At 64.6% G+C, this 18,819-nt stretch carries 18 protein-coding genes; 11 read left to right on the forward strand and 7 right to left on the reverse strand.

The window, feature by feature from the left end; all coding sequences use genetic code 11:
- The first annotated feature begins 185 nt into the window (after positions 1–185).
- Positions 186–1,754, forward strand: a complete 1,569-nt coding sequence (locus tag BLW40_RS08400) for an ATP-binding protein (protein ID WP_211656745.1) — start codon at positions 186–188, stop codon at positions 1,752–1,754.
- Positions 1,755–1,921: 167 nt separating this feature from the next.
- Positions 1,922–3,784 carry a sensor histidine kinase gene (locus BLW40_RS17000; protein ID WP_244511108.1) on the forward strand — a complete coding sequence of 621 codons (1,863 nt, stop codon included), beginning with the start codon at positions 1,922–1,924 and terminating at the stop codon, positions 3,782–3,784.
- Here BLW40_RS17000 and BLW40_RS08410 read toward each other — a convergent pair.
- From BLW40_RS08410 to BLW40_RS08420, 3 genes are all read right to left on the reverse strand, one after another.
- Positions 3,759–4,469 (reverse strand): queuosine precursor transporter, encoded by a 711-nt coding sequence (locus BLW40_RS08410; RefSeq protein WP_074767530.1) that lies wholly within the window; start codon positions 4,467–4,469, stop codon positions 3,759–3,761. The two genes, BLW40_RS17000 and BLW40_RS08410, sit on opposite strands and share 26 nt — an antisense overlap.
- 17 nt (positions 4,470–4,486) lie before the next feature.
- Positions 4,487–5,473, reverse strand: coding sequence for a bile acid:sodium symporter family protein (locus tag BLW40_RS08415; RefSeq protein ID WP_083386702.1), 987 nt, complete (start codon positions 5,471–5,473; stop codon positions 4,487–4,489).
- 98 nt (positions 5,474–5,571) lie between these two features.
- Complete coding sequence (locus BLW40_RS08420) at positions 5,572–6,501, reverse strand: hypothetical protein (RefSeq protein ID WP_211656746.1); 930 nt, start codon at positions 6,499–6,501, stop codon at positions 5,572–5,574.
- Positions 6,502–6,564: 63 nt separating this feature from the next.
- On the opposite strand from BLW40_RS08420, the gene mtgA reads away from it, so the two are divergent.
- A complete protein-coding gene (mtgA, locus tag BLW40_RS08425) occupies positions 6,565–7,269 on the forward strand; it encodes a monofunctional biosynthetic peptidoglycan transglycosylase (RefSeq protein WP_074767534.1) in 705 nt (234 codons plus the stop codon).
- Here mtgA and BLW40_RS08430 read toward each other — a convergent pair.
- Positions 7,266–8,666: a UDP-N-acetylmuramate--L-alanine ligase gene (locus tag BLW40_RS08430; protein WP_074767536.1), complete on the reverse strand. Its 1,401-nt coding sequence runs from the start codon at positions 8,664–8,666 to the stop codon at positions 7,266–7,268. The two genes, mtgA and BLW40_RS08430, sit on opposite strands and share 4 nt — an antisense overlap.
- Before the next feature lie 57 nt (positions 8,667–8,723).
- Between BLW40_RS08430 and BLW40_RS08435 the strand changes: the two genes are divergently transcribed.
- Positions 8,724–9,572, forward strand: coding sequence for an LD-carboxypeptidase (locus BLW40_RS08435; protein WP_074767538.1), 849 nt, complete (start codon positions 8,724–8,726; stop codon positions 9,570–9,572).
- 13 nt (positions 9,573–9,585) lie between these two features.
- Here the strand turns inward: BLW40_RS08435 and BLW40_RS17375 are convergent, their stop codons facing one another.
- On the reverse strand, positions 9,586–10,332 hold the full coding sequence (locus BLW40_RS17375) for a hypothetical protein (RefSeq protein ID WP_139305539.1): 747 nt from the start codon (positions 10,330–10,332) through the stop codon (positions 9,586–9,588).
- On the opposite strand from BLW40_RS17375, the gene BLW40_RS08445 reads away from it, so the two are divergent.
- Together BLW40_RS08445 and BLW40_RS08450 are read left to right on the forward strand one after the other, a co-directional pair.
- Entirely contained in the window at positions 10,331–11,086 is a 756-nt protein-coding gene (locus BLW40_RS08445; protein ID WP_074767542.1) for a M15 family metallopeptidase, read from the forward strand. The two genes, BLW40_RS17375 and BLW40_RS08445, sit on opposite strands and share 2 nt — an antisense overlap.
- Before the next feature lie 82 nt (positions 11,087–11,168).
- Positions 11,169–12,650 (forward strand): methyltransferase regulatory domain-containing protein, encoded by a 1,482-nt coding sequence (locus BLW40_RS08450; RefSeq protein ID WP_074767544.1) that lies wholly within the window; start codon positions 11,169–11,171, stop codon positions 12,648–12,650.
- A gap of 13 nt (positions 12,651–12,663) precedes the next feature.
- Here the strand turns inward: BLW40_RS08450 and BLW40_RS08455 are convergent, their stop codons facing one another.
- Together BLW40_RS08455 and uvrB are read right to left on the reverse strand one after the other, a co-directional pair.
- Positions 12,664–14,199, reverse strand: coding sequence for an amidohydrolase family protein (locus BLW40_RS08455; RefSeq protein ID WP_074767546.1), 1,536 nt, complete (start codon positions 14,197–14,199; stop codon positions 12,664–12,666).
- A gap of 137 nt (positions 14,200–14,336) precedes the next feature.
- The gene (gene uvrB / locus BLW40_RS08460; RefSeq protein WP_074767548.1) at positions 14,337–16,454 is read right to left on the reverse strand and encodes an excinuclease ABC subunit UvrB; all 2,118 of its coding nucleotides are present in this window, start codon (positions 16,452–16,454) and stop codon (positions 14,337–14,339) included.
- Positions 16,455–16,571: 117 nt separating this feature from the next.
- On the opposite strand from uvrB, the gene flgB reads away from it, so the two are divergent.
- Genes flgB through fliR form a run of 5 tightly spaced genes read left to right on the forward strand, consistent with a single transcriptional unit; the run spans position 16,572 to position 18,816 of the window.
- Positions 16,572–16,973 (forward strand): flagellar basal body rod protein FlgB, encoded by a 402-nt coding sequence (flgB, locus tag BLW40_RS08465; protein ID WP_074767550.1) that lies wholly within the window; start codon positions 16,572–16,574, stop codon positions 16,971–16,973.
- Positions 16,974–16,995: 22 nt separating this feature from the next.
- Positions 16,996–17,406: a flagellar basal body rod protein FlgC gene (flgC, locus tag BLW40_RS08470; RefSeq protein WP_074767552.1), complete on the forward strand. Its 411-nt coding sequence runs from the start codon at positions 16,996–16,998 to the stop codon at positions 17,404–17,406.
- A gap of 29 nt (positions 17,407–17,435) precedes the next feature.
- Positions 17,436–17,762 carry a flagellar hook-basal body complex protein FliE gene (gene fliE / locus BLW40_RS08475; RefSeq protein WP_074767554.1) on the forward strand — a complete coding sequence of 109 codons (327 nt, stop codon included), beginning with the start codon at positions 17,436–17,438 and terminating at the stop codon, positions 17,760–17,762.
- Between the two features lie 12 nt (positions 17,763–17,774).
- The gene (gene fliQ, locus BLW40_RS08480; RefSeq protein ID WP_074767556.1) at positions 17,775–18,044 is read left to right on the forward strand and encodes a flagellar biosynthesis protein FliQ; all 270 of its coding nucleotides are present in this window, start codon (positions 17,775–17,777) and stop codon (positions 18,042–18,044) included.
- A 7-nt stretch (positions 18,045–18,051) separates the two neighbouring features.
- Positions 18,052–18,816, forward strand: coding sequence for a flagellar biosynthetic protein FliR (gene fliR, locus BLW40_RS08485; protein ID WP_074767558.1), 765 nt, complete (start codon positions 18,052–18,054; stop codon positions 18,814–18,816).
- Positions 18,817–18,819 lie beyond the last annotated feature (3 nt).

An 18,819-nucleotide genomic window follows, 5' to 3' on the forward strand; every position in this document is an offset into this window, starting at 1 on the left:
TCGCGGCCCCCGGCTCGGTCAGGGAATGACAAGGCGTTTGGCCTCAGGCTATAATCAATCCAGACGAGAGGCGCTGCGAATGGGGGGGCGCGGAGCCGCATACTCGTCCCAACCAAAACCAGCGAGACCGCCGCGCCCCGACCATATCTCCGGCCGTTTTCCACAGCCGGAGATCGGAGGTGGATGTGTCGAAGGTAACGGCCCCCTTATCGTCTCGACACAAGGAGCCGTCTCAGGCGGTCGATGAGGCCCGCTTTAGAACCCTGTTCGAAGAGACCACCGCGATGGCGATCCAGGGCTATCTGCCCGATGGAACCGTGGTCTATTGGAACCGAGCCTCGGAATTGCTCTACGGCTACAGCGCGGACGAGGCTTTGGGCGGTAATTTGATCGACCTGATCATCCCCGAGGCGATGCGTCAGGAGGTCGAGGCGGCGGTGCGCTCGATGTTCGAGACCGGGCAAGCCATCCCGCCGGGACGGCTCGACCTCAGGCACAAGAGCGGACGCCGAGTCCCGGTCTATTCCAGCCACACCATCGTCGATCTGCCCGGCCAACTCCCGGTGATGTTCTGCATGGACGCCGACATGAGCGCCCTCGACCTGTGCGAGAGCAAGATCTGGGCGGCCAAGCTGGAAGCCGACCGCGCCAATCTCGCCAAATCAAAGTTCCTCGCCGCCGCCAGCCACGATCTGCGCCAGCCGGTCCAGACCCTGCTGCTGTTGCTCGCCTCTCTCCACCACCAGTTCGACGACCGGCCAAAGGCGAGCAAGGCACTGGAAATGATGAGGGTGGCGGTCGATGGGCTGAACGGCCTGCTCACCGGTATCCTCGATATCTCCCGCCTGGATGCCGGGGTGGTGGCCCCGACGATGGATAGCATCGACCTCGGCATCCTGATTGGACGGCTGGCCGACGAGTACGCGGTCGCGGCGGCGGACAAAGGGCTTAGGCTGCGCGCGATGCCGCGACCGTTGCGGGCGCGGACGGATGCGACCCTGCTGGAGCGGGCCTTGCGCAACCTGATCGAGAACGCGCTGCGCTATACCCCGTCAGGCGGCATCTTGATCGGGCTGCGTCGGCACGGCGAGCGCGTCTCCATCGACGTCGTCGATACCGGCATCGGCATCCCCGAGGACACGCAATCCGCGATTTTCGAGGAATTCTATCAGGTCAACAATCCCGGCCGCGATCGCGGCCAGGGGCTGGGCCTGGGGCTGGCCATCGTCACCCGCCTCGTCGGTCTGCTGGGGGCCGAGGTCCGGGTGACATCGAGACTCGGCCATGGCTCCCGCTTCTCGCTGCTGCTGCCGCTCGACCACCGCGACCACGCCACCCAATCGGCCCCCACCGTCGCCGATACCGGCTCTGGCGGGCGGGTTCTCCTGATCGAGGATGACACCCCCTTGCGCGATAGTATCGCAATCTTGCTCGAGGATTGGGGGTACGCCTCGCTAACCGCCGCCAGCGGCGAAGAGGCCCTCGACCTTGCCAGCCAAGAGGGCTGGCAATTCGATGCCGTCATCGCCGATCATCGGCTGGGAGCCGGGCTCACCGGCACCGCCACCGCCACCGAAATCGGGCGCCGGGCCGGGCGGCCCTTCCCGACCCTGGTGCTGACCGGCGACACCGCCAAGGAGCGCATCGCCGAGGTCCATGCCAGCGGCTTCGTCATGCTGCACAAGCCGGTCGGAGCCGAGGATTTGCGGAGCAGACTGGCCCAATTGATCCGCGGCACGCCGGGACCGGCTTGACCCTCTTTTCCGCCCCCGGCAATTCAGGCTATCTTCCACTCCAAAAGATGTAGAAAATAGCGCCAGGGTGGCTGCCCAATAGAATGGGTCTCCCCGTCCGGTCGGATAAGGGCTAGGACAAGAGGTGGCGTTGCCGATACGGATCCCGTCGATTCGGAGCACGGTCCATGACGCGTTTCAGGCCCGTCTCATCTCTGTGGAAAGCTCAAGGCTCCACCGATCGTGGCGTCCGGGTGGTGGTCGCCCGCAAATCCGCGATTCTGGTTATTCTGGTCATCGCCGCAATGATCGGATGGCAACGATTTGTCTCGTGGCAGACGGCGGAACATAATGCCGAACGTCTGGTCTCGGCCCTGACCCGAGCGATGGAATTTCAGATGGACTCGAACTTCCGGGCCATCGAAAGTTTGCTCACCGATGCGGCCCGGCGCATCGATCCCGACGAATGGCCTCGAAGCGATCTGGTCGATTGGTACGCCGACCGGCTCAAGAGCTTCCCGGAAGCCAGCAGCCTGCTGGTGTTCGACCGGCGCGGCAGGCTGGCCAATGGCGTGGTGACCTCGTCCGGCTTTATCGAGATCGCCTTTGATTCGTCGGCGCTGGATTACGTCCAGAAACATCTCGCCGCGCCCCGCCGGGGAGTGATCGTGATCGGTCGGCCGCTGGTCGGCCGGTTTTCCAAGCGCCCGCTGGTTCCGTTTTCGATGCCGATCCTCGACGGCAGCGGTCGCCTGAAGGGCGTGGTGACGATCGGTCTCGATTCGGAAAACCTGCTGAAAATGCTGTCGAGCATGATGATTGAAGACGCGGGCGGAATATCCCTGATGAGTACGGAGGGGGTCTTTCTCGTCAGGCTCCCCAATCCGGACGGGATGATCGGGCAGTCGGCGGCCAAGGGCGCGCTGTTTCGCGACCACCTCTCCCGCTCGGACCACGGCGTCGCCCACGTCCGCTCGATTGCCGATGGCAACGAGAAAATCATCGACTATGGCCGTCTCGAACATTTCCCGGTGTTCGCCACGGTCGGAATGACCAAGCGCACCGCCTTCGCCGAATTCTGGCAGGACACGATCTGGATTGTCGGGTCGTCCCTGGGTCTGTCGATCCTTCTGTTCATCTTCGCCGCCCGCTCCGACCGACACGAGGCGGAGGTCGAGGCGGCGCTGGCGGAAAGCCGCACCAGCGAACTTCGCCTGTCCGCGGCCAATGAAACCCTGTCCACCCAGGCCGAGGAATTGCGGACCCAGACCGAGGATCTGTCGCTCCAATCGACCGAACTGGTCAACGCCAACGCCGAACTGGCCCGGTCCAACGCCGAACTGGAACAGTTCGCCTATGTCGCGAGCCATGACCTGCGCGAACCGCTCAGGATGATCTCAAGCTATGTCGATCTGGTGTCGCGGCGCTATGGCGCCAGTCTGGACAAAGATGCTGTTGAGTTCCTGGGCTTTGCCCGCGACGGCGCCCAGCGCATGGATACGCTGATCGTCGATCTGCTCGATTATTCCCGGATCGACCGTAAAGGCGAACCGATTGTGCCGATGGCCCTTCGCGACGGGCTGGAGCCCGCCCTGCGCTACCTGTCGGTCGCGATCGAGACGTGCGGCGCGACGGTCACAATCGACGACATCCCCGCCGATCTTATGATCCTCGGCGACCGCTCGCAGATCATAAGGCTGTTCCAGAATCTGATCGGAAACGCGGTCAAATACCACGATCCCGAGCGGCCGCCGCGGGTTGAGATCGGTTGGAAACCGGCCGGGGAGGAGATCGAGTTTTGGGTCTCCGACAATGGCATCGGGATTGAGGAACAGTATTTCGAGCGGATCTTCGGCATCTTTCAGCGCCTGCATAGCCGGGAGAAATACGAGGGCACGGGGATTGGGCTTGCCGTCTGCAAAAAAATCGTCGAGCGGCACGGCGGGAGAATCTGGCTCGAGTCCACGCCCGACATCGGCACGATTTTCCACTTCACCCTGATGGCCGCCGAGCCGCCCCAGCCCGTTATGCCCGCAGCCGGAAAGGATTGAAATTGGTGGTGCGATCGTACCAATCCTCATGCTCCGCCCGCTTGAGGAGTCCGACGACCCAATAGGTCAACGGGGTCGCCACCACCTCCCAACTGGTTTTCAGAACATATTGGGTCAGCGCGACCTTGACGACGTCGCTGCTCTGCCAAATGCCCCAGAACGCGATGGCATAGAACAGCGACGAATCGACCAATTCCCCCACCGCGGTCGAGCCGATGGTTCTCGCCCACAGCCAGCGCCCCTGCGTCAGCACCTTCATCCGGGCCAGCACATAGCTGTTGGAGAAGCTGCCGCACCAGAACGCGATCATCGAGCCCAGCGCGATCCGCCAGGAATTGCCGAACACGCCTTCAAGCTGGCCCTGGAAAACCCGCATATAGGCGCTGTCGGCGGCGGGAACCGCGATCACCACCGCCGCCATCAGCGAGGCGAAGGCCAGGGCGGCAAAACCCGCCCAGACCACCCGGCGATCGCGGGCATAGCCATAGACCTCGGTCAGGATATCGCCGAAGAAATAGGAGATCGGGAAGAACATGATCCCGGCGCTGAACGTCACCGTCCCGATCAGGGGAAGCTCGACCACCGCCTGTTTGGATGCGCCGATCAGATTCGAACAGAGCAGGACGCAGACGAACGCGGCCATGATCAGGTCGTAATATTTGTACGATCGCGTCTCGGCCTTCATCTCGATCCTGGCCTCGCTTAATCGAGGGAGCGTGTACCGCACTCGGAGCGGCGGGCGTAGCGGCGGGCCAGGGCCGAGCAGGCCATCAGCTGAATCTGGTGAAACAGCATGATCGGCAACACGATCACGCCCACCTGCGCCGCCGGAAACAGCACATTGGCAATCGGCACCCCGCTCGCCAGACTCTTTTTCGAGCCGCAGAACACGATCGCGATCTCGTCGGCCTTGTTGAACCCGAACCAGCGACTGAGCAGCGTCGTCAGCCCCAGCACCAGGACAAGCAGGACACACGCGATCGCGATCATCCCGGCCAACCCGTTCAGCGGCATCTGCTGCCACAGGCCGTTGACCACCGCCTCGCTGAAGGCAATGTAGACCACCGACAGAATCGAGCCACGATCGACCAGCCCGACCAGCAGCTTGTGCCGCGCCACCCAGCCGCCGATCCAGCGCCGCAGCACTTGCCCGGCGAGGAACGGCACCAGCAATTGCAGCATGATCGCCTCGACCGCGTCGAATGACATCGCTCCGTCGCCCTGAGTCCGCAGCAGCAGCGCGACCAGCAACGGGGTGAGGAACACCCCGATCAGGTTCGAAGCCGAGGCGCTGCAAATCGCCGCCGGGACGTTGCCCCCGGCGATCGAGGTGAAGGCGATCGAGGATTGCACCGTCGAGGGCAGACAGGCGAGATACAGCACGCCCAGCGCCAGTTGCTCGGGCAACAGCCAGTCGGGCGCGACCTGGACGATCGCGACCCCGAGCAGCGGGAACAGCGCGAAGGTGCAGGTGAGCACCAGCAGATGCAGCCGCCAGTGGGTCGCCCCGGCGAACACCGCCTCGCGCGACAGGCGGGCCCCGTGGAGAAAGAACAGCAGCGCGATCGCGACGTTCGAGAAATCGTGGAAATAAACCGCGAACGCCCCCCGGCCGGGCAGCAGGGCGGCCAGAACGACGGTCCCGATCAAAGCGATGGTGAAAGAATCGGGACGGAAGCGGGACAACACGATCGGGGCAACTCCGACGGAAAAGAGAGCAGACGGTGGCTTGCTTCGACCCTACACGACCCATCCCGCCCGAAGCCAGACGAGAGGTTGTCGTTGCTTTACTTCCCCGAGGCAGACTCCGCCGCCGCCAGGGCGCGAAAGCGCCGGGTCAAGCCGTTGACCTGAGCGAGATAGGCGGCCGGGTCGTGATCGCCGCAGCGGTCGCCTGGGGCGAGGCGAAAGCCCGCCTGGGCAAAGCGTTTCGCCACCGTCGGGCCGCACAGATGGACCAGGGCGGCGGTCTCCTGCTTCTGCTGGGGCGAGGCGCTGCGGCCCAGGCGCTCGCCCAGCACACGGGCAACGGCGCGGTCGAGATAGATCGCGGTCAGTTCGACGGCATGGGCGGGCAGCACGCGGGAATAGCTCCCGCCGGGGCCGCAGGGCGAGTCCGCGCCGGTTGCCGCGACGACGCGGTGATCGCGGATACAGAACCGCTCGGCCTCGGCATAGGCCGGTTCGGTCATCTGGTACATCCCGACCGAGCTGGAGGCGGGGCGGTAGATGCCGAACAGATCGGGGGCCTCGGGGTTCCAGCGCCAATAGGTATGCGCCGCCGGATTGCCCGCGCTTTCGACCTGGGCCAGCGCCGCCAGCACTTCGGGCGAGACCATCGCGGTGGAATAGCGGCGAAACAGCGCGCCATAGCTTTCCCACGTCTCCTCGGGTTTTTTGACGAAATGATCGCTGACCGGCAGCAACAGCTCGGTCGGTTTGCGGATCACCCAATGAACGATGTTGGTCCCGATGATCGCGGCGGTCAGCAGAGTCAGCAGAATCGCGGTCAGAATCAGCGGGGGCACCCGATTGACCCAGTGCCACGCCCAGGCGGCACGCTCGCGCCAGATCGTCAGGCGGCCGGGCCGTTTCTTGCGGCGGGAGCGGCGCGGACGGGGCTTGGCCGCCGCCCCGGCGCGGGGCGGGCGGGGAATCGGCCGGTCCGGCGAAAGCGGCGGCGGGGAAGCGGCAGGACGTCGCGGCGGGTTCGGCATCAATGCTATGGTCGCACATATCGCTCAATCGGGGGAGGCTTCGCGGGTGCAAAGGATGGGGGTATGTCGTTAACGCTCCATCCCGGGCCATGGTGGCGACGCAACCGCTTGCGCCTTGTCGTGGGCGGTCTCGGCCTGCTGATCGGCCTGCCGCTCGTCCTGACCCTGCTGTTCCGGATCGTGCCACCGCCGGTAACGCCGCTGATGCTGCTGCGCGTTGCCGAGGGCTATGGCCTCGACAAGGACTGGCGCTCGCTCGACCAGATTTCGCCCCATCTGCGCCGGGCCGTGATCGCCTCGGAAGACGCCAAATTCTGCACCCATTGGGGCTTTGACTGGGACGCGATCGACAATGCGATCGACCGCTACGAAGACGGCGGCAAGGTGCTGGGGGCCAGCACGATCTCGATGCAGACGGCGAAGAACGTCTTTTTGTGGCCGGGCCGCACCTTCGTCCGCAAAGGGATCGAGGCCTATCTGACGCTGTATCTGGAAGGGCTGTGGCCGAAGCGGCGAATTCTCGAGGTTTATCTCAACATCGCCGAGTTCGGGCCGGGTCTGTACGGAGCCGAGGCGGCGGCGATGCGCTATTTCGCCAAATCCGCCGCCGTGCTGTCCCCGCGCGAGGCGGCGTTGCTCGCCGCCGTGCTGCCCGCCCCGCTCGACCGCTCAGCGGCCCGCCCTTCTGCCGCAGTCAGCCGCCGGGCCGGACTGATCGCCGCCCGTGCCGCACAAGTCCGGTTGGGCCGCGACGGGGCCTGCGACTAAGCCCCCAGCCGCCGCAGCAAATCCTCGGCAAAACTCGACAAGGTATCGTCGCGCGCTCCCATCACGACGATGCGGTCGCCGGGACGGGCCAGCGCCAGCAGCGCCTCGCCACAGGCGGCCCGTTCGGGGAAAAAGCGAGCGTCGCGGCCCCGCGCCACGATATCGGCAACGATATCGGCGCTGGTGACGGCGCGGTCGGCGGTGCCGCCGAAATAGACCGGATCAGGCATCGTCAGCACGTCGTCGGGGCGAAGATGATCGGCGAAGCAGGCGGCAAAGCCCTCTCGCATCAGCTTTAACGGCCCAAAGCCATGGGGCTGGAACAGGATCAGCAGCCGTCCGGGGAAATCGTGCAGGGTGGCGAGGGTGGCGGCGATCTTGTCGGGATTGTGGGCGAAATCGTCGATGACCGTGACGCCGCCCGTGCTCCCCACCACCTCCAGCCTGCGGCGAATTCCGGCAAAGCCGGACAGGGCCGCCGCCGCCCGGTCAAGAGCGATGCCGCAGGCCCGCGCCGCCGCCAGCGCCGCCAGGGCATTGGCGACATTGTGGCGTCCGGGCACCAGCAGACGGACCGGCCAGGACCCCCCGGCCGCGTCGCGGACGCGAAAGCCAATCCCGTCGGGGGCGGGAACGATATCGGTGGCGAGCAGATCGGCGGCGGGATCGGACAGCGAATAGGTCAGACGCCGTGCGGGCGGAATCGTCGCGGCCAGAGCAGCGGTCTCGTCATTGTCGAGATTCAGCACCGCGATCCGCGCCTTGGCGACGAAATCGCCGAACAGACGGCGCAACTCCTCGATTGATTTATGGTCGAGCGCGACATTGTTCAGCACCGCGACGTCGGGGGTATAGCGGGCGATCGAGCCGTCGCTTTCGTCGATCTCGGCGACGAACAGATCGCCGCCGCCGACCAGCGAACTGGCGAACGGAGTCTCGGGCGCGACGAAATTCCGCATCACCGCGCCATTGACGATGGTGGGGTCCAGCCCGGCCTGCCGCAACAGCCAGCCGACCATCCCGGTGGTGGTCGATTTGCCGCTGGTCCCGGCGATCCCGACCGAGCGGGGAACGGCGTTGAACAGATCGGACAGCAGTTCGGCCCGCGTCGTCAGGGTCGCGCCCACCCTTCGCGCGGCCTGGACGTCGGGAACGGTCTCCTCGACCGCCGCCGAGGTGACCAGCACAGTTTCGGCATCACCGATCCCGCTGCCGTCCTGGGGAAACAGAGCGATGCCGCGCGCGCGCAGAAAGTCGAACTTGGCGGGGCTGCGGCCCTGGTCGAGCGACCGGTCCGACCCGGCGACGATCGCCCCCCGCTGCAAGACGATCAGGGCCAGCGGCAGCATCCCGCTGCCGCCGATGCCGCAGAAAAAATAGCGTCTTTCTCGGTCCATCGTCGGAAGCTACAATCTGGAAGCCGCTTTTTGCAAGCCGTAACAAGGACATCTTCGGTGACTGCGCTCGGACGGATCAGAATCGGAATCGCTGCCCCCAGCAACCGTATCGCCCCCTCTTTGCCGGAAAATCTGGCGGCGGCGGCGGCCCGTCTGTGCCCGGACCGGCCGCCCGATATCTGGTTCCATCCGCTTTGCTTCGCCTCGTGCGGCCATTTCGCCGGAACCGATGCCGACCGGGCCAAGGCTTTTCTCGACATCGCCAATGACGACCGCTTCGACGCGCTGTGGTTCGGGCGCGGCGGCTATGGCGCGTTCCGGCTGATCGAATCGGTGGTGCCACGCCTGAACGCGGCGGCGGGGCGCAAGCTCTATCTCGGCTATAGCGACGCGGGCGCGATGCTGGGCGCGCTGTACGGGGCCGGAATCGGACAGGTCGCCCATGGCCCGATGCCAGCCGACCTCAACCGCCAGGGCGGCGAGGCGGCGATCGGCCGCGCCCTTGCCTTCCTGACCGGGCGGGATTCTTCCGCGCTGGAATCCTCGATCCGTCCCGACGTGCCGCAGGTGGCGTTCAACATCACCATTCTGGCGCACCTGATCGGCACCCCCTTCCTGCCCGACCTGACCGGCCACGTCCTGATGCTGGAAGAGGTGGCCGAACCGATGTACCGGATCGACCGGGCGCTGGGCCAGATCGTCAGCACCCCCGCGCTGCGCCGGGTGGCGGGAATCCGGTTGGGCCGCTGCGGCGACATCCCGGTCAACGACCCCGAGTTCGGCCAGGGCGAGGAAGACGTCGTCCGCTATTGGTGCGACCGCTCCGGCATTCCCTATCTCGGCCGCGCCGATATCGGCCACGACATCGACAACAAGGTGGTGCCGTTCGGACTCTGGAGCCGCTGAGGTCGACGCTCCGTCAGTGCCGGGGCTGGAGCTTGGCGGATTGTCTCGCCGGGAAGAAGCGCATCCGGATCAGACCGAACGATTGGCTGACCAGAACGAACGACGACAGCAAAAGAAATATCACGGCAACAACCGTCAGCGGCCAATCGGCTCCGTCGGTGTTGATGATATTGTTCGGAGCGGTGATGACTTCCTTGATGATCTCGACGAGAAGGCCGAGAACAAGATAGATCAACCCCGGCCCATGGCAGGCGGCATCGAGTTCGCCTTCGAACTCGTTATAATACTTCGGGTAAATCCGATAGAACTCCATCAACTCACGGCGCGATTCGAGCACGACGCCATATCCGACCAGAATCGTCGATATGCCGCCGGTCGCCGCCTCGATCTCATGAGAAATAATATCAAATCCACCCACAAGAATTCCATAACAGGCAACAAGAGATGACGCGACAATATACAATATAAATATATTATATAGCGATATCGCGACCGGTCCATGAGCAATATGCAAAGCCTGTCTTAGCGGGGCTAAAAAATCATTTCCATCCGAATTCATATCGTCATGCAAACCATGGCCCATAGCGACTAATCCTCTTTTCGAATGCGTCATCCGCAAACGATGACCGACTGAATGCATCGTTATTGAAGCATGGACGACCTCATCGCGATACCGGGAAATCCGGATCGACCCGCCCTGTCTCGCTCGGTTATTGTTGTCCGCTGCTTTGCCGCGACGCGGCCGGAAGGGGGGAAGCATGCGTCTGTTCGCCGCCGGTCTCGCCGTTTTCCTGTCGATCGCGCCGGTTTCGGCCGGGGCCGGGGATTTGCCCGAGGATTTCGTCCGTCTGCGCGACATCGATTCCACCATCTCCCAGGACATCCGTTATGCCGGGCCGCACAATTTCATCGGCGTCCCGGTCGATGGCTATCTCCGCGCCGAATGCTGGCTGACCCGGCCCGCCGCGCTGGCATTGAAGGGAGTGCAGGACGATTTGCGCGCCCAAGGCGGGGGCCACAGCCTGATCGTGTTCGATTGCTATCGCCCGCAACGGGCGGTCGATCATTTCGTCCGCTGGGCCGCCGACCCTGCCGACACGCTGACCCGGGCCGAATTCTATCCCGACCTCGACAAGCGCGACCTGTTCCGCCTGGGCTACATCGCCGAGCGCTCGGGCCATTCGCGCGGATCGACCGTCGATGTCGGCCTGACCGGACCGGGAGCCCGCCCGGCGCAGCCCTATCGGGCGGGACAGGCCCTGACCGCCTGCACCGCGCCCTATCGCGAGCGCTTTGCCGATGGCGGGCTCGATCTCGGCACCGGCTATGATTGCTTCGACTCCCGCTCGCATCCCGCCTCGACCGAGGTCGGGGCCGAGGCGCGGGAAAACCGCCGCATTCTCGCCGAGGCGATGGAGGCGCGCCGCTTCGTCGGCATCGCCGAGGAATACTGGCACTTCACCTTGCGCGACGAACCCTATCCCGACCGCCGCTTCGACGTTCCGGTCGAGTAGGAGGCCGGGTCCACTTGCTCCTGGAAGTCTTGCCCCCCGCACGATAGCATTGCCCGCATTGCGCTTTGTCAGGGGTCCAGACATGTCGTCCAGCGATTACGATGCCGTTCCCTATCTGGGCGAAGCCCATCGTCTGACCCATATCTCGCATCTGTTCATCACCGCGACGATCCTGGGCGCGGGGCCGCCCCCGCCCCGGACCGCCCGCGTGCTCGAACTGGGCTGCGCCCGGGGCGACAATCTGGCGGCGATGGCCGCCACCTTGCCCGACGCCCACTTCTACGGCATCGATTATTCCCCGGTCGAGATCGAGCAGGGACAGGCGATGGTCCGCGCGCTCGGCCTCTCCAACGTCGAACTGTCCTGTCAGTCGGCGGCCGAGTTCGACGGCACCGGCGGGCCGTTCGATTACATCATCGCCCACGGCCTGTTTTCCTGGGTGTCCGACGAGGTGCAATCGGCGATCCTCGACCTGATCGCCCGCCACCTGTCGCCGCGCGGGATCGCCTATGTCAGCTACAACACCCTGCCCGGCTGGAACGCCCGCACCACAATCCGCGACCTGATGCGCTTTCACACCGCCGGGATCGACGATCCGATCGAAAAGGTCCGCGCCGCCCGCACCGCGCTCGAATTCGTCGGCGCCAACGCGACCAACCCGGCCCTGCTCGCGGTGCTGGAGGATGTCGTCGCGGAAAGCCGGGACCAGGAAGATTGGTACATTTTTCACGAATGGCTGGCGCGCGACAACACCGCCTTCTATTTCGTCGATTTCGTCGCGATGTGCGCCGAATCCGGCCTCGATTATCTGGGCGATTCCTCGATCTCGATCATGCTGGTTGCCAATTACGGCCCGGCGATCCGCGACGGCCTCGGCCAGGATGGCGACCAGATCCGGACCGAGCAATATCTCGACTTCCTGGCCAACCGCACCTTCCGCCAATCGCTGCTGCGCCGCCGCGACGTCGTCGCCGCACCCAAGCCGGATCTCGCCGCGCTGGTGCAAGCCTGCTCCCTGCAATCGCGACTGACCCGGCAGGAAGACGAAGACGGCATGTTCCGCTTCGCTTTCCCCAACGGCGACGTCGCCCTCCAGACCAACGACCAGTCCCTGGTCGCGGTGATGAGCGTGCTGTGCGGATGCTCGCAATTCCTGCTGCCGTTCGAGCGGCTGGTCGAACTGACCGTCCATCTCCACGCTTTGCCCGCCGACATTGTCCGCGCCCTGCTGGCCGAGCATGCGATCCGGCTGTTCCTGGCCGGCGCCTTGTGGATCAGCGCCGAGCCGCCCGCCGTCGCCCCCCAGCCATCCGAGCGCCCGGTCGCCCTCCCCCTCGCCCGCTATCAGGCGCGCGGCTCGGCCTTCGTCACCAATGCCAATGTCGAGAAAATCCCGCTGACCCCGCCGTTGCGCGCCTTGCTCGGGCTGCTGGACGGCAGCCGCACCGCGCAAGACATGCTGGAGACGCTGGACGGAGGCCCCCACGCCGCCGACTTCCCCACCACCGCCGCAATCGAGGAAAGCTTGCGGATTCTGGGACGGATGGCCCTGCTGGTGCGCTAAAGCGCCTCGGCCGCTACCGCCGCTGCGACGACACCGCCTGTTCGAAGGCGTCGAACGCCTGTTCCAGCTCCCACTGACGGCGGGCTTTTTCGTTGGCGGCCAGGAAGGAGCCACAGGCCGGAGCCTCGGCCTCGGCGCAGGGAGCGACGGGTTCCCACGCGACCGGGTCGGCCCACAGGCTGGCACCGGGCAGGAAGGCGTATTCGAGCCCGCGCCGCGACAGCGCCTTGAGGTCGGCGTAGTCCAGCCCGTGTTCCAGCACCGCACGGAGATATTCCTGGGTGAGGTCGATCCGCGACACCCCTTCGTCGTCGGTCGATAGGGTGGTCGGCACCCCCTCTTCGAGATAGATCGCGAAGGGATGGTCGGCCCCGCGCACCCCTAAGATCAGATCGTTGCTGGTCAGGTTGATCTCGACCGCGACCCCCTGCCGGGCCAGCAGGTCGAGCAGGCCATAGGGATCGTCTTCGTACATCACATCGACGCCATGGCCGATCCGCTGCGCCCGCCCGATCAGGACGGCGTCGCGGATGTGCGAGCGCAATTGCTCGGGAGCCACCAGACCGAAGGCCAGTTCACCGGCATGGAGCGACACCCCGACCTGGGGAAAGCGGTCGGCCATCGTCCCGATCAGGCTCATATGCTGGCCGTAATCGCGCAGGGCGACGAAATTGTCCTCGGGCGAGACGATGTTGATCCCGCCGACGCGGGGATCGGCCGCCGCCAGTTGGAAACCGAACCAAGTCTGCGCCGCCACGGTGGGGAGGGCGCTGGTCCGGGTGATCTGTTGCAGGAAGCGCAGCGACACCGCGCAGCCGGGCTGGGGCTGCGAGCCGTCGCAGCCCATCTGCGCCCGGGCCATGGCCAGTGTCTGGTCGAGTTCGGATTGGGCCGCGGCAAGGAAAGCGGCGGGGTCGGTCTGGTCGAGCCGGGCCAGCAATGCCTCGGGGCCGTCGGTCGCGGGCAACGTCGCCGCCACCTTGGCAATCTCCTGGCTGCCGAACGTCGCCATCACCTCGATATGACGAACCTGCTGGCGACCGGCGCGGTTCAGTTCCTCGGCCAGCATCAGGCCGGGTTGGCGGGAATCGCCGAATTTGGCGAAAGAATTGAAGAACTGGTCGTGGGCGTTGACCCCCGGCGCGGCGACGAAGTTCCGCAGCGACTGGGCGTCGATGGCGCGATCAACCAGGCATTGTTCCGCCATCACCGCCTCAAGCGGCGGCTTGTCGCCCAGCTTCTGAAGCGAACAGGGCGTCTTTGGCGGCGAATCGGGGATCTTGGCGCAGGGCGGCGCGACGATCCGCATCGTCGCGATATCAAGGCAGTATCCCGCCGCCACCCCGGCGGCAAGATTGGATTCGGCATAGGCCGCGCCCGACAAATGGATGTGCAGGTCGGCGCCCTTCGGCATCATCGCCAGGAAGGCGCGCAGGCGGGGCGGGCTATCCTTGACGCGATCAAAGGTCAGGGCGGCATCCTCTTCGGGGATGGCCCCGACACAGCCGGACAGAACCAGTCCCAGACCGATGATCGCAGCGATTCGCATGGCTTCCCCCCTTCTGATCGGCACAATAAAGGTAGACGAGCCGACAGGATTTTCCCGCGTCGAAATAATACGCACTCTCACGCCGTACCGAAAGATCGTTCGCACGCGGGCGAAGGAGCGGACGAACAGAGTCCGGCCTACCGCCCCTTGCCCTTGCGCCGCGACCGGCCCGGGGCCTGGGGGGCACGCGGCGCGGTGGGGCCTCCGCCCGGCACGGGGAGTTCCAGTTCGGCGGCGGCAAGGCGGCGCAATTCGTCGCGCAGCCGGGCGGCGGTTTCGAATTCGAGATCGGCCGCCGCCGCCTTCATCCGCTTTTCCAGATCGGCGCGGATTTGCGCCAGCGACTTGCCGACGGCGTGGCCCAGCCCGGATTCGCCGGTCGAGACGGTGACGTAATCCTGTTCCGGCACACTGTGAATCACGTCGGAAATCGACTTGCGGATGCTTTCCGGGGTGATGCCGTGGGCGACGTTATAGGCCTGCTGCTTCTCGCGCCGCCGGTTGGTTTCCGAGATCGCGTAATCGAGGCTGGCGGTGATCTTGTCGGCATAGAGGATCACCCGGCCTTCGACATTGCGGGCGGCGCGGCCGATCGTCTGGACCAGCGAGGTCTTCGAGCGGAGGAACCCTTCCTTGTCGGCGTCGAGAATCGCGACCAGGGCGCATTCGGGAATATCCAGTCCTTCCCGCAGCAGATTGATCCCGACCAGCACGTCGAACGCCCCCAGCCGCAAATCGCGGATGATCTCGATCCGCTCCAGCGTGTCGATATCGGAATGGAGGTAGCGCACCCGCACCCCGTTATCGTGGAGATACTCGGTCAGATCCTCGGACATCTTCTTGGTCAGGGTGGTAACCAGGATGCGGAAGCCCTTGGCCGCGACCTCGCGGCATTCGCCCAACAGATCATCGACCTGATGCTCGACCGGACGGACGATGCAGACCGGGTCGATCAGGCCGGTGGGACGGATCACCTGTTCGACGAACACGCCCTGGGTCCGCGCCATCTCCCACGGGCCGGGGGTGGCCGAGACATGGACCGTCTGCGGCCGCATCTCCTCCCATTCCTCGAATTTCAGCGGCCGGTTGTCGATGCAGGACGGCAGGCGGAAGCCGAATTCGGCCAGCACGCTCTTGCGCTGAAAGTCGCCCCGGTACATGCCGCCGATCTGCGGCACGGTGACGTGACTTTCATCGACGATCAGCAGCGCGTCGGTCGGCAGATATTCGAACAGGGTCGGCGGCGGCTCGCCCGGATTGCGCCCAGTCAGATAACGGGAATAATTCTCGATGCTTTTGCAATGTCCGGTGGCTTCCATCATCTCGATGTCGAAGGTCGTGCGCTGCTCCAGCCGCTGCGCCTCGAGCAGCTTGCCCTCTTCGTTGAAGCGGTCGAGCGTCTGCTTCAGTTCGACCTTGATCCCCTTGATCGCCTGAGTGATCGTCGGACGCGGCGTGACATAGTGGCTGGAGGGGTAGATCGTCACCTCGGACAGGCCGCAGGTCCGTTCGCCGGTCAGCGGATCGAATTCGTGGATCGTCTCGATCTCGTCGCCGAACATCGACAGCCGCCAGGCGCGATCCTCGTAATGGACCGGGAAGATTTCGACCGCGTCGCCGCGCACCCGGAAGGTGCCGCGCTCGAAGGCGGCGTCGTTGCGGGTGTATTGCAGTTCGACCAGACGGCGCAGCAATTCGGTGCGGTCGATCGACTCGCCCGCTTTCAGCGCGATCGTCATCCGCGCATAGGATTCGACCGCGCCGATGCCATAGATGCACGACACCGAGGCGACCAGGATCACGTCGCGCCGCTCCAGCAAGGCGCGGGTGGCGGAATGGCGCATCCGGTCGATCTCTTCGTTGATCGCCGAATCCTTCTCGATATAGGTGTCGGTGCGGGGGATATAGGCTTCGGGCTGGTAATAATCGTAATAGGAGACGAAATACTCGACCGCGTTGTTGGGAAAGAATCCCTTCATCTCGGCGTAAAGCTGGGCGGCCAGCGTCTTGTTGGGGGCCAGCACCAGGGTCGGGCGACGGGTCGCCGCGATCACCTGGGCCATCGTGAAGGTCTTGCCCGAGCCGGTGACGCCGAGCAGAACCTGATCGCGCTCGCCCTCGATCACCCCCTTACTCAGTGCCTCGATCGCCTGGGGCTGATCGCCAGCGGGCTGGTAATCGGAAACGATTTCGAACATCGCCTCGCCCTCGGGCAGGGGCGGACGCTCGATGATATCGATAAGGGGACGGATCATGACGCGACGATAACTCCGTGGGGCTTTACCGAATCTTAAACGCAGCGGAGCGAAAGTGCATGACACGGGTCGGACCGGGGAACGGACTCCCCTGACCGACGGTCGAAAGGTCGGACGATGTACGATAAGCTCGACATTTTCAAGGTAACCAAGGCCCAGATGGACTGGCTGGCCCAGCGTCAGGAAGTGTTGGCGGAAAATATCGCCAACGCCAATACGCCGCGCTATCTGCCCAAGGATCTGAAGCCGGTGTCGTTCAAGGAGGTTCTGTCCGACAGCCAGACCCCGACTGTCACCGCAATCGCCACCAACCCGGCCCATATCGTGCCGGAAATGGGGCTTGATCCGTTCAAGTCGGTGACCCAGCGCAAGACCTATGAATCGACCCCCGACGGCAACGCCGTGATCTTGGAAGAGCAGATGGCCAAGATCGGCGAAGCGGGCAGTTCCTATAACGCCGCCGCCTCGTTGTTCCAGAAGTACCAGAAAATGATCTTGAGCGCGCTGGGACAGCGCTAGGCCCTAACCCGAGTTGAACGCCATGGACGAACTGAGCAAAAGCACCCAGATCGCCATCTCCGGCATGAAAGTGCAGTCGCAGCGGCTACGCGTGATCTCGGAGAACATGGCGAACGCGGATTCGACCGCCCAATCGCCCGAGGGGCTGCCTTATCGCCGCAAGGTCGTTACCTTCAAGAACGAACTCGACCGCTCGACCGGGATCAACAAGGTCAAGGTCGATAAGGTGCGGGGCGACACCTCGGATTTTCAGCGCCGGTACGACCCCAAGCACCCCGCCGCCGACCGCGAGGGCTATGTGTTGACCCCCAACGTCAACCCGCTGATCGAAATGATGGACATGCGCGAGGCCCAGCGCAGCTATGAGGCCAACATGAACGTCATCAACACCTCGCGCACATTGCTGTCGCGCACGGTCGAGATGCTCCGCTAACTGACGTCACGCCCTAGGATATCCCGGCCATGACCTCTTCGATCACCAACGCCATTTCCGCCTACCGCACCGCCGCCGATCCGTTGGCGGCTCTGGGCGGTGGCAGCAGCGAGTCCAGTTCGACCGATACCGGGACCGGCACCGATTTCGCCAGCGTCCTCAAAGACGCCGCCAAGGTGGCGATCGGCGGGGCGAGAGAGGCCGAGCGCGCCTCGCTGTCGGCGGTCGCGGGCAAGGCCGACATCCGCGAAGTGGTCGCCGCCGTCAGCAATACCGAGTTGACCTTGAACACCGTGGTCAACGTCCGCGACAAGATGATCAACGCCTATACCGAAATCCTGCGCATGTCGATCTAAAGGCCTCTCGTCATGACCGAGGCCGAACTGATCGACGTTGCCCGCGAAGCGGTGGTGGTGACCCTGGTGGTCTCCGCACCCAGCCTGCTGACCGCCCTGGCGGTCGGTCTGGTCGTTTCGATCTTCCAGACCCTGACCCAGATTCAGGAACAGACCCTGACCTTCGTGCCCAAGCTGATGCTGGTCTTCGCCTCTCTGGTGCTGTTCCTTCCCTTCATCCTGGGGCAGTTGACCGAATTCTGGAAGCACACGATGGACAGGGTGATCGTCGGCGGCGGATGATCCCGCCGTGCTGACCGAACTGCTCCAACTCGACGTCTATCGCTTCTTTCTGATCTTCGCCCGCATCGGCGCGGCGATTATGCTGCTGCCCGGCCTGGGCAGCCAGTTGGTCACCACCCGCATCCGCCTGCTGTTCGCCCTATCGATCTCGTTCCTGATGATGCCGACGCTGGGGCCGACCCTGCCGGCAACCCCGCCGACACCGGGGTCGATGCTGGCACTATTGGGCGGCGAGGTGATGATCGGGGTGTTCCTGGGCAGCGTGGTGACCTTCGTGATGGGCACCCTCAATCTGGCCGGATCGATGATCGGCTACATGACCGGACTGACCAACGCCTTTTCATTCGATCCGATCGCCCAGCAGCAAAGCCAGTTGCTGACCGGCTTTCTGGCCAATATCGGGATGCTGGCGATCTTCGCGACCGACCTGCACCATTTGATGTTCCGGGCGGTGATCGAATCCTACGACCTGTTCCAGCCGGGACGGACGCTGCCGCTCGGCGACTTTTCCGAAACCCTGGCCCGGCTGCTCGGCGAATCCTTTCGCCTCGGCCTGCAATTCTCGGCCCCGCTGATGGTATTCGGGCTGGTGTTCTATACCGGTCTCGGCCTGCTGTCGCGGCTGGTGCCGCAGATGCAGGTGTTCTTCGTCGCGATGCCGATTCAGTTGCTGATCGGAATGGCGGTGTTCATGGCCAGCCTATCGACGGTCATCGCGCTGTTCCTGCGGATGTTCGAGAACACCCTGATCCCCTATTTGCCGCCGGGGTGACGC

Source organism: Magnetospirillum fulvum (genome assembly GCF_900108475.1).
In the GTDB taxonomy this organism is placed as follows: Bacteria; Pseudomonadota; Alphaproteobacteria; order Rhodospirillales; family Magnetospirillaceae; genus Phaeospirillum; species Phaeospirillum fulvum_A.

Coding starts and splice junctions, on each gene's coding strand:
- BLW40_RS17000 (WP_244511108.1), top strand. CDS start 1,922: ATGACGCGTTTCAGGCCCGTCTCATCTCTGTGGAAAGCTCAAGGCTCC.
- BLW40_RS08410 (WP_074767530.1), bottom strand. CDS start 4,469: ATGAAGGCCGAGACGCGATCGTACAAATATTACGACCTGATCATGGCC.
- BLW40_RS08420 (WP_211656746.1), bottom strand. CDS start 6,501: ATGCCGAACCCGCCGCGACGTCCTGCCGCTTCCCCGCCGCCGCTTTCG.
- mtgA (WP_074767534.1), top strand. CDS start 6,565: ATGTCGTTAACGCTCCATCCCGGGCCATGGTGGCGACGCAACCGCTTG.
- BLW40_RS08430 (WP_074767536.1), bottom strand. CDS start 8,666: ATGGACCGAGAAAGACGCTATTTTTTCTGCGGCATCGGCGGCAGCGGG.
- BLW40_RS08445 (WP_074767542.1), top strand. CDS start 10,331: ATGCGTCTGTTCGCCGCCGGTCTCGCCGTTTTCCTGTCGATCGCGCCG.
- BLW40_RS17375 (WP_139305539.1), bottom strand. CDS start 10,332: ATGCTTCCCCCCTTCCGGCCGCGTCGCGGCAAAGCAGCGGACAACAAT.
- BLW40_RS08450 (WP_074767544.1), top strand. CDS start 11,169: ATGTCGTCCAGCGATTACGATGCCGTTCCCTATCTGGGCGAAGCCCAT.
- BLW40_RS08455 (WP_074767546.1), bottom strand. CDS start 14,199: ATGCGAATCGCTGCGATCATCGGTCTGGGACTGGTTCTGTCCGGCTGT.
- uvrB (WP_074767548.1), bottom strand. CDS start 16,454: ATGATCCGTCCCCTTATCGATATCATCGAGCGTCCGCCCCTGCCCGAG.
- flgB (WP_074767550.1), top strand. CDS start 16,572: ATGTACGATAAGCTCGACATTTTCAAGGTAACCAAGGCCCAGATGGAC.
- flgC (WP_074767552.1), top strand. CDS start 16,996: ATGGACGAACTGAGCAAAAGCACCCAGATCGCCATCTCCGGCATGAAA.
- fliE (WP_074767554.1), top strand. CDS start 17,436: ATGACCTCTTCGATCACCAACGCCATTTCCGCCTACCGCACCGCCGCC.
- fliQ (WP_074767556.1), top strand. CDS start 17,775: ATGACCGAGGCCGAACTGATCGACGTTGCCCGCGAAGCGGTGGTGGTG.